Raw genomic sequence first — 17,870 nt, forward strand, 5'->3', positions numbered from 1 at the left:
GACGTTGTTTCGGCCGTATTTTGTGGCGCGACGCATTTAGCGAACCAACCCGATAGGTCCATTTTAGTCCCCAATGGGTGGGTGTGCGGCGACCGCAGACGGATGCTGCAGGGGAACCTACTATCCAGTATCGAAAATGCATACGAATTCGCGATCTACTCCGTCGACTGCGTTGTCAGTGGATGCGCTTAAGCTCGTGCCAGTTGTTAAATCAGCAGGTGGGGGGCGAGCAGAAGGATGTCTTCGGGCTTCGCGGTTGGACACCTCGTCGAGTTCACGGGGGCTCCGGGCATCGGCCGGGTTGGCGCCGTCGACGGCGAGATGCTGCGCGTCGACTTCTTCGAATCAGTAGCCGAGGAGGTCGTCCACTCTCAGCGTGTGCCGGCGAGGAGCTGCTGGCGTGCCAAACTCGAAGCAGAAACGCGGGTCTACTGGCGCGAACCGAGCACCGGAGATTGGCTCGCTGGCCGGGTCACGGGGGAGCACCTCCCGGAATACTTCATCCAGGTCCCCAACAAGAAGTGGAACGAGCGCGCGAACGAGTGCGATCTCCGAGTGCGTTGGGACCGCCCCGTTCACGATCCCCTCCAAGTCCTCACGAGTGGTGGTGGCGAGTCGGGGTTCTTCCGCGACGCTCGGCTTCCCTTCTTGCGTGACCTCGTTGCCCAACGGGCTGCTTGCGCGAACATGGCTGCGCTGCTGTCCTCGGCTGCCGAGGTCTTCCCACACCAGATCCGCGCGGCAATGACGGTGCTCGCTGACCCAGTGCAGCGATACCTCATCGCAGACGAAGTAGGCCTCGGGAAGACCATCGAGGCTGGGTTCGTCATCCGGCAGACCCTCCTGGACGATCCGCAGGCACGAATAACGGTCGTTGCCCCCGAGCCACTGCGGCGCCAGTGGGACAAGGAGCTCCGCAACAAGTTCTTCGTCGACGACTTTCCATCAGCCCGGATTGTGATCACGTCTCACGAGACGCCGGAGAAGTGGTCCGCGTACCACGACAGTGCACTTGTCGTCGTGGACGAAGCCCATGCACTGGTGCAGAACGCCGACGAGGGCCTCTCGCCCTACAGGGAGCTAGCCGCCCTGGCTCACTCCGCACCGAAGCTCCTGCTCCTGTCCGCGACCCCCGTGACTTCGCACTACACCACTCACCTCGGCCTGCTGCACCTGCTCGACCGCGACCTCTACAGCTGGGACGACCGCGAAGCTTTCGAGCACCGCTATGCCCTACGAGCCGAGTTGGCCGACAGCGTCTACGCCCTGGATGCCACCTTCACCTTCCTGCTGAGGTCCACGCTCGACGACATCCGGCGGATCCTCCCCGATGACCCCCGATTTGAGCACCTTGCAGATCGGATCGTCGCATGTCTCACCGAGGACGATGACCTCCGCGATGAAGTAGAACCGGATGAACTCTCCCTGCGCGTAGAGGAGCTGCGGGGGCACATCAGCGAGACGTACCGCCTCCACCGCCGGGTGATCCGACACCGGCGCGACCAGGTGGAGAGGCCAGAAGACGATTCCGAAGAAGGCGAACCCTACGCTGTCCGCGGGCGGAAACTCTCGGACGTCATCACCCTGCAGTCCACCTTCGACGCGGTCGAAACCGCCCTTACGGAGTGGCGCATCGGCGTCTCAAGTTCCTTGCTCGATGCCGGGCTTGAAGCTCAGACCACCGCGTACGCCCGCATCCTCGGCGTCCTCATGTCCAGGACGGGCGGGCCCTTCGACGACTTCGTCGACGCCCTGCGCTGGCGAGTCCGCGGAGATGGCGAGGCGGCGCAACGAGCCGGTCTCAGTGCCCAGGAGCAGGCCATGCTCGCCGCGCCCCCTCTCATCCCTGCAGAGGTAGAAGCACTCGACGAGCTAGAGAGGCACCTCGACGAAGCAGAGGGCAACCAGCCGCTCAAGGCGACAGTCAACGCCCTCGTCCCCACTCTGAATCGCGGTGGACGCATCGTTGTCTTCTGCGGTGCGGGCGTGCTGGCACACCAACTCGCGGCGCACCTGCGGCGGCTGTCTCGTACAGCCTGTGTTGTGGAGCACACCGCACAAGCCGGAGCGGCAGCTTCCGAGGACGCGGTCACGAAGTGGCGCACAGCGCCGGGGACGTCCGTCCTTGTCGCCGACCACACCGCCGAGGACGGGCTGAACCTTCAGGCCGCGAGTGCCGTCGTTCATATGCGCCTGCCGTGGAACCCCAACCAGCTCGAACAACGGATCGGACGGGTTGACCGTTATCCCAGTGGCGAGTCCGTCAGCCAACTCGATAAAGCCAGCCAGTACGTGCTCAGCGCAAGCACCGAGGACGAAGCCCTTGGCACGGCGTGGCTGAACCTGTTGCGCGACGGCTACGAGGTCTTCTCGAGGTCAGTGTCGACACTGCAGGACGCCATCGCAGAAGGCCGCGACGCTGTCTGGAGCGACGCCCTACGAGATGGCCCGTCCGGGCTCGCCTCCGCCCAGCAACGAGTTCAAGACCAACTCCGCGAAGCCCGCCAACAGATCGAGAAGATGGACATGCTCGAAGCCATCTACCTCGATGTCGATGACCGAGGCAGCATGGTCAAGAACCTCAGGGGGCTAGAACTGGAGTGGAAGGAGATCCAGCGCGGTGTCTTCCGGTACACGAGCGCAGGATCTGGCGGTATCAACATCCGCCACTACGAGCGCACAGCCGGCAAGACCGTCTTCGACCTCGTAGGGTCACGGCCGCAGGTGCCGCCGCGGCTCTACGTGGCGCAGACCGCGGCGCTGGAACCTGCCATGGCCCAGGGCACGTTCAACCGGTCCAGGGCCCTGCGTGATCCTGGCACAAGGCTGTTCCGCATAGGCAACCCCTTCATCGACGCGCTCGCCGCGTTGAGCGACATCGACGAACGTGGCCAGGCCACTGCCTACCAGCGCGTGGACCCCAGCCACATGGGTGACCCGGAGCCCTACTTCGGCTTCGACTTCCTGGTTGAGGCCGACGCCTCCGTGGCGGCAGAGGCGATGGCCAACCGGAAAGAGGTGAAAAGGGCGTTGCAGCGCCAGGCCGATCTCCTCCTTCCGCCGTTCACGCGCAGAGTGTGGGTGCGGGCTGGAAGCACCGAGGCGCTGACGCTGGCCTCGGCGCTCGAATGGCTGAACGAGTCCTACGACAACCGAGAGTGCCAAAACCTGAGTGGCCAGCGAATTCGTGTTCTCATCGACGTCTTCGGTGGCTGGTCGGAGTTCCGTCATGCTGCTGAGACCGCCGAGAAGGTCGCACGCGACGAACTCTTCCGCGTCACTGACCTGAAGGCACTCTGCGCCGAGGCCCAGGAACGCGGTCGCCGGCGACTCGCCGTGACTCGGGCGCAGGCCGAGGCCCGCAGGGCTGCCGGTCGCCTCCTGCGTGAGGACGAAAGCCAACTGGCAGACGTGAAGACCGCCGGTCTACTCATCGACGGCCTTATGCAGCCCAGCGTACGGCTCATGGCTGCAACCTGCGTTCTCCGCGCTGGGCGAAAGGGGGCCCAGGCAAGTGCGTGACAGTTGGGCTGCGGCACAGCAACTCTTCGACGCCTGGCCGTTCGTTGTCCCGACGCCGGAGGAGCCGGAATACGGCGGCACATTGCGACGGCTCAAGCATGCCCTCGACGGCCTCGCTGAACAGAGGGCCTCGTGGCGTGACGTGGCAGCACTGACACGGCAGATCCTTCTCGAAGCTCAGGCCAGCGGAAACACCTTTGGCCTTTCAGTACCACCTGGCGCACCGCTGCCCACGCGACAACAGTGGGAACAGATGCACTGCCATGCGCTCCCGGACGGCCGTCGTGTCTTGGTCACAGCCCGGCCGTGGCACCCTGGCGGGGAAGATCAGAAAGCTGACGAAGCAGCCACGTACGACTTGGAGAAAGTCCACCTCGGGGAGAGCCTCCAAACACACCTTGAGTTGGAGCCGTGTCCAGCTGACCCCTTCTGGATCCGTGCTCTCGGCAGCGGTTACGCCCAGTACAAGTCAATCGGGCAGCGGCAAGCCGCGCGCGCTGTGGCACTCGCAGAGCCTGGCAGCACTGTCATCGCTTGTTTGCCGACCGGCCACGGCAAGACCGCCCTCGTACAGGCTCCGGCTCTGCTCGCAAGTAACCGTACCGGTGTCACGTTGGTCGTAGTGCCGACTGTCGTGCTCGCGTTGGACATGGAACGTCGCGCCCAGGAGTTGCTGAACAGCCGCGGACGACGAAGTCCCTCCGGCCGCTACGCTTACATCGGCGGCCTCGACGAGAACCTCAAGCAACAAATACGAGAAGATATCCGGACAGGCAAACAGCGGATAGTCTTCACAAACCCTGAATCGCTCGTTTCTGGACTCAAGTCTGCACTGGAAGATGCTGCCGAGGCAGGTCACCTTCACTACTTCGTCATTGACGAGGCCCACCTCGTCGAGCAATGGGGCGAAGGATTTCGGCCTGAGTTCCAAACCATGTCCGTCCACCGTCGGACCTGGCTGAGCGCAGCACCACCCGGACGTGCACCCGTGACGGTCTGCATGAGCGCCACACTCACCGAGCAGCAGGTAACCACGCTCGAGAAACTCTTCGCAGACCCCAAGCCAGCCGAGATCGTTTGGGGCGCCCAGGTGCGCCATGAACCCAGCTACTACATCGATGCCTTCACCGACGAAGAGCAGCGCACCGAGGCAATCCTTCGTGCCATCGACCTTCTACCGAAACCACTAGCTCTGTACGTGACAGAGCGGAAAGACGCCAAGGCGTGGCTCGACCGCCTGCGCACAGCCGGCTTCGCACGAGTAGCCGACGTCGCCGGCTATTCCAGCCCCGACGAACGCCGAAGCGCAGTGGAAGGCTGGAGCGGCCGTTCCGCTTCGGGCCCTATGCCCACCCGATACGACATCGTCGTAGGAACTTCAGCCTTCGGCCTGGGCGTAGACCTACCCGACGTCCGCAGTGTGGTGCACGCCTGCCTGCCCGAAACCGTCGACCGCTACTACCAGGAGGTAGGGCGCACAGGCCGGGACGGACGTCCGTCCGTGGCCTACCTGGCGTCCGCCCCCAGGGACGAGCCCGTCGCCGAAGGCATCAATCGGCAAGCAATCATCGGCGCAGACAAAGCGTGGTCGAGGTGGCGGTGGATGTGGATGCTCAGGGACAAGACATACCCACGTCAGCGTCACTACCTCGTCAACCTCGACTCCATCCCGGACAACGTCCACGACACCTCGGAGGCAAACCGCGACTGGAACATCCGCACCTTGAACCTCATGCTGCGCGCCGGGCTCATCGGTCTCCACGTTCCTGAGCCGCCCCAGCGACACGACGACGAACCACGCGCAGCCTTCCAGGAACGCCTCGACCGGTTCTACGAGGTGGCATCCACGCATGTGGACGTCACGCTCGAAGACACTCAGACCAACGACGAGGAGCACTTCCGGAGTCGGTTCGAAGCGGAGCGCCGGCGCTCAATCACCGCGCAGCGACAGGCCCTAGCCGATCTCCGCACCCTGCTACGCGGCGATCGATGCACAGGCGAGGTTCTCAGCACCTACTACCGGGTCCAGCAAGGCGGTGCCCCACTGCTGACGGGGGTGAATTGCCGAGGCTGCCCCAGTTGCAGAACGACAGGCCTTCCGCAGGAGAACGGCTTCTACAAGCTGGCCGGAGACCCTCATCCACTGGTTCCAGCCCCTAGTCGGACCAGCCACGATCCACTCCGACGCATGCGTGGCACCGCGTCCTGCCTCAGTTTGTGGTGGGGGACCGAGACGGACCGCCAGGTCAAGGTGCCTCGGCTGCTGGAGATGCTGGCCCTTCGTGGCATGAATGTGATTGGTGGGCCAGGGATCACCCCATCTCTAGCCGAAGCTCTTCAGGAGGATGTGGCACCGCGGCCGATCATCTGCGACACCGACGCGGATCTGCTCCGCTTCTACGAAGGCCCCATCGTCTGGGTTCTGGACGATGATCCCTCACCGATGGACCGGGTGCTCAGATCGCGGCTTGACTCACCAGATGTGACCTACTTGATCCACCCGCGAAGTACGCCGGATCCGAGTCGCCCAGGCCTGGCCTTCGGTGCTCTTCATGCTCAAAGTTTCTCCGTCCAGACCGCGTTGGAGTCCTTCTGATGGCCCTGATCAACGTGGACGCCTCGCGCCCCGACCCCATGTGGGCAGTCGTCCGTCTACTGGCCCACTCGAAGAAGCCGGTACCACTCAACGGCGCGCGCGCTCTGCTGAGCCCACCGACCCTCGCATCCGGTGACAAAGACGCGTCGGAGATGTTCAACAAGGCCGTCAAGACGCTGCGGGAGCTCGGGCTGCTCCACGTCGCCGAATCCACCGGTGAGCTGACGCTCACGGGACCCGCTGAACATCTCGACGGCCAAGACTGGGACGCATTTGCGGCTGCGCTGCGCAGCGCCGTCTTCGCACCTGAGCGCAACAGTGGTCTGGGGGACAACGATGAGCAGAGGGAATCCCGAGACCTCACGCGTGCCCTGGCATGGTTCCTCACGCTAGATCCCATGGGCCCTGCTGTGGACTGGGACCAGGCGCAGGACCTCATGAAGGAGACCCCTCTCAGGCCCGAGGCGGGACCGGCTGTCGTGAACGCCGAGCGATGGCGGCAGTTCTGCGACTGGGCCCCGGCGCTAGGGCTCGCAGCACGACCACTCCTTGCCGGCGGAGGTGGCAGTCGACTGGTACCCGACTGCACGGCCGCAGTCAGATACGTCATGCAGTGCCTGTGGGAGCCGGGCCGCCAGGTGAATGCCGTAACAGCCGTACGAAGCGTCCGGGAGCATTTGCCGGTACTCTCCAGCGGCCAATACTCGCTGGCTCTCCACCTCCTCAACCCCGGTGACCGTGTAGCGGGCCCTGCTCTCTCCTTTGCGCTGCTCCGCGGTAACGACGAGGGCTGGCTGCGCCTAGAACTCGATTCCGATGCCGCAATGGTGCTGCAGGTGAGCGATCCAGAGCAGCCCTCCAGTCCGCGCTACGTAAGCGACATCACGATCCAGGAGGCCCCCAGTGCCTGACTTCCGCGGAAAGGTCTGCTGGGACCCCGCAACGGCCGCCAACACCATCAGCGTTGAAGCCATCTCCCCATCTGCGGCCGTGTTTCGGGCCACTCATGCGCCGTTGCGGATCCAGCGAGCGCGGCTCGACGGCCGGCAACTCGTGCTTGAGGGCCAGCCGGTCGACGAGCGGACGGTTCTTCACGACTTCCTGAATCATGAGTCCAACAGCGGCGCACTCCTTATGCCCATCGTGGGCGAGTCCGGGTCGGGAAAGTCTCACCTCGTCCGATGGGTCCGCGAGCACCTCGAACTGGTCGACGACGGGCGCCGTGATCGCGAGATCATCTACCTTGAGAAGCACAGAACAAGCCTCAAGGCAGTGGTGCAAAGCCTGATCGCCAAGGCAGACAGTGACGAACTGAAGCAACTCAAAGCGGAGATCGACAAATTTACCGCTGACATCGACGCATCAGTGCTGGCTCGGCGGCTGATCCACTCCCTCAACGAGACTCTCGTAGCCGAGACCGGCCGCGGCGTCTCGGGGCCGGCGCGGCAACTCTTCGGCCCTCATGGTCTCGGAGCACTCCTTGACGATCCACACGTCAGCGAATTCATGCTCCAGCCCGAGAAGTTTGTTCCACAACTGGCCACGTACCTCCTACGAGACCGCACCAAGGGTGACAAAGATCGCCCGCCAAAGTTCACAGTTGATGATCTGCCGCTAGACATCACAGATGTCAGCAAGGCTTCCGCACTGGCCAAGAAGTGGGTACAGGTTCTCAGCGCCAAGGCCGAACTCCAGGAGATCGCGATCGACCTCCTGAACGAGCACTTGGAGACTGCGATCAATCGCAGCTTCAACCTCGGCATGGGCCGCTTGCTGGAAGCGATGACCCTTGTCCGCGAGGAGTATCACCGACAGGGCAAAGAGATCATTCTCCTCATCGAAGACTTTGCTCTCATTCAGGGCGTACAGAAGGACCTGCTGGATGCTCTTGTCGAAGCCGCTCACCGTGAGGGGGCGACACGGCTAGCCCCCATCCGCACCCTTATGGCGGTAACGACTGGCTACTTCCGTGACCTGCCAGAGACCGCCCTCACCCGTGTACAAGCAAACCTGGGCTACGCGTATGACCTCGATGTGCCCTTCAGCGAAGAAGACACCGGCGAAGAAGCCATCGCTTCATTCGTTGGCCGCTACCTCAACGCCGCGCGCATCGGCAAGGATCGATTGGAGCAGGTAGGCGGCGCCGAGCCGCCGAACGCGTGTGATGCCTGCCCGCTGCAGCCGCGTTGCCACGACGCGTTTGGAGCATCAGCGGATGGATTCGGGCTCTACCCCTTCAACCGCTCAGCCCTGACTCGCATGGTCCACTCCACCGCTTCGAAAGATGAACCGTGGGGGTTCGTCCCCCGAACGGTGCTCGGAAGTGTGGTGCGACCCATTCTCATTGAGCACGCTGGATCGCTGCGGCGTGGGGAGTTTCCCGATGAGGCCTTCTCCGAAAGCTTCCCTACCGCTGACATCGACACGACGCTTGACACAACCGTGCGATCGTTCATTGATACCAACGATCAGGTGGCCGGTACACGCCGGAAGCTGATCCTTGAATTCTGGGGCGATGCCGCTGCACAGGGCATCGAAATCGATCCCACGGTGATGGAGGCCTTTGCTCTCAGCCCGATGGCTGCCGGAGCCCGAACCCCTCTGAAGCAGCCACGGCGCGAAGCTGAGCCTTCCCCCCAATCCGGCGCCTCGCCTGGCACTGCCAAGACGGAAGACAAGACTTATCCGCCGTCCGTTCAGCGGAGCCTTCAGAACATCGAGGAGTGGGTGACCCGCGGCGACGACCTTAAGCAGGATCATGCCCGAGCCATCCGCACTGTCATCGCCACGGCGGTAGCCGAGCGGTACCGCTGGAACGCGCCGCTCATGCAGGCGCAGAGCAACGTGAAGGAGAAGGGCTGGCCCAACAACGCCACCGTCGTCAGCATCGAAGGCTCTGCTGTCGCAGGCATCACAGGTGCCGATAGCGCGCCGATCCAGTTCAAGCGGAGTGCGACGAACAGCAGGTTCTTCCAGAGCTTGATCCGTGCGCAGTACGGGTTGGACCAAGTACGCGGTGAGGACATCCGCAGGCTCGCGACCCTGGCCGAGCGGCACGCGGGTTCGCTGGCGTCGCGAGTTCAACGCAACTTGGAGGTCACTGACGACGACCTTGTCCTCGGCCTACGGGCATCCGTACTAGGAGCGGTTCTTGCTGGCCGGTGCTGGCCTGGCATGAGTATCGAAGAGCTCCTGGCGGCAGCGGTGGACGACGGCGATGCTTGGGAAGGTACCGGCGTAATGTCGAGGCCGGACCGGTGGACCGCCGCCCTCAACCAGCACCTGGCGGCCCGAAGCGCCCTGGTGAAGCGTATCCGTGCTGGTATCGGCATCTCGCAGGGAAGCAGGGGAGCCGTGGGCATGATCGATGCAGCCCGGGCAGTCCCTCTGCTGGAAGAGGCAACAGCCACCTGGGCGTGGGAAACGCCGGCGGGCAGCATCCCCGAGTGGGTGAAGCCCGCAGTCAAACCATTCGCGTCATGGTCCGCGCTGATCGACGGGCAAGTCACGATGCTCAAGGGCTGGCTGAGCGACATCCGAATGCGGCAACCCCGCAGCACCCCGGGGAATCACACCCTGGCCAGCATCAGAACTGCCGTCGACAGGGCAAGAGAGGTCAGTCTGTCGCTGTCCGCCCAACGAGCACGTGAACTCGATGCTCTCCTCGAGCAGGCAGGTGCTGTGGAGTGGTCCACGATCTCCGCTCTGGAGGATGACCTGGGTCGGTGCTTCGACGACGATCGCCCCGAGGCGGCGCGTCTGACGGCGCGCATCCGCACGGCCGCCCAGGACCGCGGAGCCTCCATCGAAGTTATCCGGAACCTGCTTTGTGTCGCTGACGAATGGCTTGATGAGGCACTGAAGGGTGCCGAGCTGCGGGCGAGTTCGTCGGCTGCGAAGAGCGCAGCCGAGGGCGTGCAAGAACTCATTGCCGAATGGCGTTCCCTGGCAGTTGAAGGGGCTGATCAGTCGTGACTCGGATGTCTGTGTACGAGAAGGCAAAGCTGCTTGAGGATCACGCTTCCCGCATCGCAGATGGCGAGGACTCTCAGCGACAAGCCACTCGTGTATCAAGCCGGCTGCTGGAACTCCGCTCTCAGCTCAACCAGCTTCGCTCGCAACTGGCCGTCACGCAGGCCCTACAGTCCCGTGGCGCGGGACTCGACATTGACTTGTCCGGCATCGATGACGGCAGAGTTGGATTCGAACGCAGTCTGGGGCCCAGCGGACTCCCTTCCAACCAGGTGTTCAACACGGCGAAGAAGAAGACACAGGCAGTAACCGATCGTCTCGCGGAAGAAAATCAAGCCGCTTGGTCAGCCTGGACTGAGCAACTTCTCGCGGAACTGCCCCTTGCGCGAATCTCGATGCTCGTCGAACTCGAAGCGGAGAAGCAGGCTTCCAAGCGACAAATCGAACTGGAGCGAATCGCCAGGGGTAAGGCTTCTCAAGAAGCCATCACCACATTCGCGACCACGTACGCCGGCCTAGCGGAGCTCCTTCAAGACACTCAAGATCCGCCGGAAGCACTCGTCGATCTGCTAAATCGGCTACGCGAGCAACCTGGCCTGACGCTAAGCGACGTCACAGACGAAGAGATCGCACTCCTTCGCGAATGCCGGATGGACGCCCACATCACCCTGAAGAGGAAGGGTTCGTGAACCAGAGCACAGTAGGCCGGAAGTTCGCCAACGAACTCCTGAACCAACTTGAAGACCTTGAGATGCCCCTCCTCATGTGGGGCGTGACGGAAGGCGCGCTCTCAGAGGATGACGTCCTCAACTGCATCGAGCAGTTCCTCGACGAATGCGACAATCCGCCGGCACTATCGGCCGTCGAGATCCTCCGCGAGATGCAGGGCCGCGCGCTGCTCTTCAAGGTGCCCTGGCCTAGCGACGGATCGATCCGCTACCGCACTCGTTTTGCCGAAGCCCTGCGCTTGACCGCCGGACTGCGTCAACTCTTCCGCCCCCGCGGAGACTGGGCAGACGACATACCCAACGGATGGTGGCGGCAAGGGAAGCGACTCGTTGCTGACTACCGCCTACACGTTCGCTATCGTCGTTACCCTGATCGAGATATTCCGGGCTCCCAAGCACTCAAGGAGTTGCGCACCCTTCCAGGTTGGGGCGATCTCCAAGACCGCGTTGCCCAGGACCAACTGGGCGGCAAGAACCTCGCTCGTTTTCAGTTGGAGGCAACGCAAGCTGTCTTCTCCTCACTCCAGGGCCAAAACCGTTCCAAGGGCATTATCGTCAGCGCCGGCACCGGTAGCGGCAAGACGCTGTCCTTCTACCTGCCCGCCTTCGCAGCCATAGCGGAGCACGCGACCAACAGGGTCCAGAACAGGATCCACACTCTGGCTCTGTATCCGCGAACTGAGTTGCTGCGGGATCAGTTGCGCGATGCGATCATCAATGCTCGAAGCGTTCAGAGCGCGCTCGTCAGCCAGGGGAAGAGGCCTCTGCGTCTCGGCGCACTCTACGGAGGCACCCCGAATCACGCCGATGACTGGCGACTTCAGCCCGGACGAGGTTCCGGCCGTTGGGCACGTGTAGGGGACGGCGCCGTGTGTCCCTTCCTTCCCTGTCCCAGCCCTGAGTGTGAAGACGGCGAGTTGATTTGGTCTGACAGGGACCGCGCTGAACGCGTTGAACGCCTCATATGCCGACGCTGCGGGGACGAAATCCCGGACGGCCAACTCGCCCTGACTCGCGAGTCCTTGAAGAAGAACCCGCCGCACCTGTTGTTCACAACTACGGAGATGCTGAACAACTGCAGCGCCGACGGCTACCTCGATAGCCTCCTGGGATGGCGCGGGGGAAGCGTGCCGTCCCTGATGCTCCTCGATGAAGTGCACACCTACTCGGGAGTGCACGGGGCGCAGGTCGCCTACCTCCTACGCAGATGGAGGGACGCAGTAGGCAAACCCGTAACTTTCGTGGGCCTCAGCGCCACACTGCGCGACGCGAACCAGTTCTTCGCACAGTTGGTCGGCCTGCGCGAGAGTGACGTGGACCCCATTGCACCCGACGATGCCACCATGGTGCGGGAAGGCCGCGAGTACGCGCTCGCGCTGCGAGGCGACCCAGTCTCGGGAGCCAGTCTCCTGTCCACGTCGATCCAGACTGCGATGCTCTGGGGCCGCGTACTCGACAACGGTGACGACGCCTTCCTCTACGGCTCGACTGGGTTCCTATTCACGGATGCCCTGGACGTCACCAACCGTTTCTACAAGTACCTCCGCGACGCCGAGGGCGACCAGGACCATCGCGGGCGCACGAGTCGCCGGGGTGACGTGCTGGCCGGGTTGCGGTCACGTGCGCGCCCTGAGCCCGGGCCTCGCTACCTCGAGGGACAGAACTGGGAACTCGTCGAGCGGGTCGGTCATGAACTCGACCCCGATCTCCGCATGCACCCCTTGATCATCGGGCGAACCTCATCCCAGGACGCGGGGGTGAACCGCAATGCGAACCTCACGATCGCTACAGCGTCGTTGGAAGTGGGCTTCAACGATCCCCGGGTTGGTCTCGTCCTTCAACACAAGGCACCGCGGAATGCCGCTTCGTTCATCCAGCGCCGCGGCCGCGCCGGCCGAGAGCGCGGGACTCGGCCGCTGACCATCGTGACCTTGTCGGACTACGGTCGCGATCGCCTGGCCTACCAGGGCTACGAAACGCTCTTTGCTCCGGAAGTCGCTGCCACGACCCTGCCGCTCAAGAACCGGTACGTCCTCAAGATCCAGGGAGCCCAGGCTCTTCTTGACTGGGCCGGGCGCAGGATGCGTGTCCAGGTCGGGCGCGGCGACGTGCGCAAGCTCCTGACGACCCCGGATGACCCAAGGATCTTGTCCGAGTACGAGAACGAGCGCCTCGGACTGATCAAGATCCTGCATCAACTGCTGACCGAGGAGCGTGTCCAGGACGAGTTTGCACGGCACCTCGTCAAGGCGTTGAAGATCAGCGTCGACGAGGCACAGGCCGTGTTGTGGGAACAGCCTCGCTCCCTCCTCATGGCCGTCGTGCCCACGGCTCTTCGCCGGCTTCGCTCCCGTTGGGAACCTCTTGTAAACGACCCCGGCATGGGCAAGAAGGCCATGCTGCCCGAGTTCATCACCCGCACCCTCTTCGAGCCGCTGAACCTTCCTGAGGTCGATCTGGAACTCCCCTTCGATAATGGGGATGGATCCATCGAGCACATGCCCATCGGTAAGGCACTGACTGAAGCCGTGCCTGGACGGGTCAGCCGGCGCTTTGGGTACCTGGACGACACTCACCGCACGTGGCTCCCCATCCCCGACGAGGACGGCCACGTACTCAACCTGAGGGAAATCGTCACCGAGGGCAGGCTGGAGGGCACCTGGCAGCCTCATGGACACGATGGCGCCAACTTCGAAGTCGTCCGCCCCTTGAGTCTTGCGCTTTCCCAACCCGATCCCGACATCGTGGATCAGTCCCACGGACAGCCGCAGTGGGGCACCCAGATCGTTGTGGAGGACGACGCACCCCTCAGTGAGGGCACCGTGCCGAAGCCATCCCCCTGGCAACGACGCATTGACACGGTCAGCTTTGCGACCCACGCGGCCGGCAACCCTGTACAAGTGCGCCGCATGACGTTCGGCGCTGAGTGCAACGTCCGCCGGGAACGCCAGAACAGTCAAGCGCGCACTGTTCGGTACGAACTCCGAGGACGGCCGGCCGCTCTTGGATTCGCCTTGGGCGTCGATGCCATCTGCTTCGAGCTCAAGCCGCTCAACCTCGACGATCCTGCTGTCAGGGAGTACCTCACTACGCCTCAGTGGCGCTCTCTGGCCTTCTTGCACACGGTTCAGGATGATCCGGCCTTGGCCGAGATCTCCGACAGCTTCCAGAGGGAGCGCCTGGCCCAGATCTATCTGACCGCGTTCGCTCTGGCCGGACTCGACGGGAACCGCACGAACGCTGACGTCCGTGCGCTGCTGAAGAACGGTTCCTGGACTAACGATCTCTCCAAGATCTTCCAAGTGCTCTACCGTGACTCCGACGTGACTGAGCAGGAGGTCGACGGTGATCGACTCGTGTCAGAGTTGATCAAGCTTGTCGCCAACAGCACGGTCATCACAGCTCTGGACAGGGCAGCAGAGCTGCTGGTAGCAGAGGACATTTCAGCCGAGACCAGCCCGCTCGCGCGGCGCACATACCGCGACACGATGGCAGCCGCGATTCTCGCTGCTGCTCAACGCGCGTGCCCGAACGCACAGGACGGCGATCTCATCGTTGACACACTTCCCGGTGAGGGAGGGGACTCGCTCACCGAGGTGTGGCTCAGCGAAACGTCCGTGGGTGGGTTGGGGATCGTCGAGCAGTTGGTCGACTTCTACTCGAAGGATCCCCGGCAATTCTGGGGGCTTGTGACGAGCAGCCTCGCGCCAAGCGAATACGAGTACGTCGACGCCACGCTGACCCGGTTCCTCCGGCACGTCATCGACGAACCCAGCGGAACAGCTGCCCAGGCAATGGCGACACTCCGGGCCGGCAGTTCCGCCAAAGAAGCCGAGGACGCTCTGGACGTCCTTCGCGAGGCCTGGGCACGGCTCGACGGCCCGCCTCGGCATGCAGCCGTTGCTGCCCTGTCCACAAGGCTTCTGCGCCCGGGGTCCGGGCCCGATACTGACGTCACCGCTCTCGTCCTTGTTGACGCATGGACGGAGTTGGAGCAACGTCTCCGGGTCGAGGTCGACGCCCGCGTGATCGCATACGCCGTGGGATCCGGCAAGCTCAAGTTGGAAGGGGCCCGGTCCCTGACCGCAGACCAGGTCTTCAGTCTTCTCTGGCCTCGTGGCCACCAGGCCCGCACTCAAGACTTGAAGCACTACCAGCCATACGCTGACGACCCCGTCCTCGAGCGTCTGCTGGTCCAAGCCGCACACGATGACCGTGTACCGGTGATCGACGTGACCAAGCCCACCTGGGATAACGCCTATCGGCAGCAACTGACCGCAACCTCAGCTGTCGAGCTGGTCTGTCCAGCGGGAGACGCAACTCTGATGGCTCAGGCCCTGAAGCAGGTTCCGGTCACGCCCATCGACCGGGATGTGCTGCGCGTCTACGGAGAAATCTGCGGCGTGGTCCGCCACCAAAACGAGATTCGAGTCAGGGTCGAACTGAGGGAGGCAGCCCAGTGAAGTCCCAGGAACGAACCCTCCGCACTGGGCAGCACACCGCGATTCGCGTTGACACCATGCTGTCCGCCGCGCTGATTGCGGAGTTCATCGCACCCAGCGACCACCTGTGGTTGGTGTCCGCATGGATCACCGACGTTCAGGTCCTCGACAACAGCCACGGCGCCTACGACGCACTCTTTGGAGACACCCCTCCCGTGGGGTGCCGACTCTCAGACGCAGTGGCCCGCATCGCCCATGGTGGCGCACAGGTACACGTCGTGACCCGCGATGATCCCCACAACGAGGACTTCCTGCGCCGCCTGATGAAGGCGGCATCAGGAACGAAGCTTCACATCGTCCGCGACCCGGATATCCACGAGAAGACGCTGTGCGGGAATGACTGGATGCTGAGTGGATCGATGAACTTCACGATCCGAGGCATGGCCCGGAACGACGAAAAGATCACTTACCGGGCAGGCAGCGACGCTGCCGCTCAAGCACGCATTGACCTGGCCGAGCGGTGGGGGAACGGAGAATGAACCAGACCACGTCCTGGACCATTGATCGTATCCAGGCGTTCCTGCACAGGTTCTTCGGCGAGGGCAACGACGCGTGGCCCAAGATGGACCCCAAGCACTCGTGGACGGCGCGCACCGAGCCCTTCGTCAAGATCGCGTTGGGCGATAACGACGCGCCCATCGTTCTCCCTCGTTGGGTCGCTGAAAACCAGTCGTACTCGATGTACGCCATCGCGCGTGACCCAGCAGATGTCGGCAAGACAGCTGAACTCATTGAGGCATTTGCCGGGCCTACGTACATCTACTGCAACATGGAGCGCGGTGGCCTTCGTCCAAGTCTCCTCAACCGTGACGATCCCGTAGAACGCGCCGTCATCGACCTGGCTGGCGAACGTTCCACTTTCCGGCTGACAACCGGGGAAAGCGACAAGTACCGGCAGGGCCTGACTGATGCTCTGCTACTGATGCAGCAGACCTACCTGAGGCGTCCGCCAAGGCTATGGCGCGTAGTAAAGCCGGTCGGGCGTCTCATCGCCGAGTTCGACGCGGCTCTCGCGGCCGGCGGCGAAGCTGCGTCGCTTGACCTCCTTGAGCAACTGGCCGCCGCGGGCGGGCTTACCGCGACGAATCTCGCGCATCTCAAGCTCAAGAGACTTGACCGTCTCGGAGCGAGTACCAAGGTGCTGGAGTTCCCGGCACTCCAGGACGTAGCCAGGCAAGATCCTCCTGCGCCGGTGAAGGCAGCAATCCTGAACGCCGTGTACACCGTTGCTCTGGAGGAGCCACTCGCGGCTCGGAATCTGGAGGCGGCCAAGTCCAACCTCATCACCCACGGCAGGGCCGTCCCCGAGCTGCTAGCAGGCGACCCGCGGTCGTATGGACCGCAGGCCATGACGGTGCTCCTACTGGCTTGCGTGATCCTCAAGAACGCAGAGGCCGCACGCCGGTTCGTGACGGCTGCTGAGGACCTTGACCAAACACCCGAGATCCCCACGCTTGTGTTGAACGAGGCCAATGCGCTCATTGCGCAGGCTTCGGACGACCTTGATGCCTCCACAGTCGCGCAACCCGAGCAGTCGGCAGACACGGCCACTCCGATCAACGATTGGCCAGCCCTGTTCTTCGCGCTCGCCGAGGGCGACAGCGCGGCGAAGGACGCACTGGATGAGGAACAGTGGACCCTGTGGCCCACTCCTGCAGAGCACGATGGGACCCTCGCCGAGTTCCTGGACGGGTTGAGCGACGGTGCGGCGCGAGAACTATGGCGGGCAGTGGGCTCGTTCATCGATGCCGTGGGCTACGACGACCCCGCACCCGAATGCGCCCACGCATTCATCCGCAACGCAGTGCTTTTCAACCGCTACAGCCCTGGCGACTTGGCGGCCTTGCAGGCGCTGATGGAGATCGCACTTCGCGCAGCTCCCTCTGCCGAGCAGTACGCGGAGATCCTTAAGGACATCGGTTCGGACACGGATCGGTGGGTTGCTCCCGAACGGGCCTCGGCTGTCTTGGACTTCGTCGACCGCTTGTTCCTTGCAGCGTGCCCTGATCCTGAGGCCCGCACGAGCCTGTGCTCGCAACTGCTCGGGCCTCTGTCTGCGCACAGCCGCCGCCTCACTGAGGCAGACCTTGCCTTTGCCCGCCGGCTCTCTGAAGACCTCGGCATCAGCTTCTCCTGGGATGCTCCTGCTGGCGAAGACGGCAAGGAGAGCACGCCCGTCGAGTTCCCCTCGGCGACACTGCTGCTCTACTCACTGGACGAGGCAGTGCTCACCCGATGCCAGGAGGAACTGAAGCGGCTCGCTCCCGCTGTGAAGGTCTTGACGGCTTACGACCACGTAGGCACGCCGCAGCTGCGGCAGAAGGCCCGTACTGCGAATGTGATCGTTTTGGCCACGCGCTGCGCCAAGCACGCGGCCACCGGCTTCATTGATCAGAACAAGACGACAAAGCACGTCGGATATGCGAACGGGAGTGGCTCCGCATCACTCCTCCGCGCTGCGGTCGATGCGCTCCGCCTCGCAGCAGCAGAGTCCTAACAGAATGGCGGCCGCCCAGGACCGGGCGGCCGCCGCAGCAAGGCGCGAGCTAT

Annotated in this window: 8 protein-coding genes; all 8 read left to right on the plus strand. The window is 63.4% G+C overall.

Annotation, left to right across the window (positions count from 1 at the left end; translation table 11 throughout):
* Positions 1-237: 237 nt before the first annotated feature.
* From dpdE to dpdD, 8 genes are read left to right on the plus strand one after another with little or no spacing between them, the layout of a single operon-like run.
* The gene (gene dpdE, locus CD790_RS15130) at positions 238-3,522 is read left to right on the plus strand and encodes a protein DpdE (protein ID WP_186319023.1); all 3,285 of its coding nucleotides are present in this window, start codon (positions 238-240) and stop codon (positions 3,520-3,522) included.
* A complete protein-coding gene (gene dpdF / locus CD790_RS15135) occupies positions 3,515-6,118 on the plus strand; it encodes a protein DpdF (protein ID WP_144383713.1) in 2,604 nt (867 codons plus the stop codon). Before dpdE ends, dpdF begins: the two co-directional genes overlap by 8 nt.
* Complete coding sequence (gene dpdG / locus CD790_RS15140; protein WP_144383714.1) at positions 6,118-7,029, plus strand: protein DpdG; 912 nt, start codon at positions 6,118-6,120, stop codon at positions 7,027-7,029. The genes dpdF and dpdG overlap by 1 nt, the downstream gene beginning before the upstream one ends.
* Positions 7,022-10,093 carry a protein DpdH gene (gene dpdH, locus CD790_RS15145; RefSeq protein ID WP_144383715.1) on the plus strand — a complete coding sequence of 1,024 codons (3,072 nt, stop codon included), beginning with the start codon at positions 7,022-7,024 and terminating at the stop codon, positions 10,091-10,093. Before dpdG ends, dpdH begins: the two co-directional genes overlap by 8 nt.
* An 11-nt stretch (positions 10,094-10,104) precedes the next feature.
* Positions 10,105-10,779, plus strand: a complete 675-nt coding sequence (locus tag CD790_RS15150; protein WP_144383716.1) for a hypothetical protein — start codon at positions 10,105-10,107, stop codon at positions 10,777-10,779.
* Positions 10,776-15,281: a protein DpdJ gene (dpdJ, locus tag CD790_RS15155; RefSeq protein ID WP_260867585.1), complete on the plus strand. Its 4,506-nt coding sequence runs from the start codon at positions 10,776-10,778 to the stop codon at positions 15,279-15,281. The genes CD790_RS15150 and dpdJ overlap by 4 nt, the downstream gene beginning before the upstream one ends.
* Complete coding sequence (gene dpdK, locus CD790_RS15160) at positions 15,278-15,799, plus strand: phospholipase D-like domain-containing protein DpdK (RefSeq protein ID WP_260867586.1); 522 nt, start codon at positions 15,278-15,280, stop codon at positions 15,797-15,799. The genes dpdJ and dpdK overlap by 4 nt, the downstream gene beginning before the upstream one ends.
* Complete coding sequence (gene dpdD, locus CD790_RS15165) at positions 15,796-17,817, plus strand: protein DpdD (RefSeq protein WP_144383718.1); 2,022 nt, start codon at positions 15,796-15,798, stop codon at positions 17,815-17,817. Before dpdK ends, dpdD begins: the two co-directional genes overlap by 4 nt.
* The last annotated feature ends 53 nt before the right edge of the window (positions 17,818-17,870 follow it).

The organism is Streptomyces sp. SAJ15 (assembly GCF_007595705.1).
GTDB lineage: Bacteria > Actinomycetota > Actinomycetes > Streptomycetales > Streptomycetaceae > Streptomyces.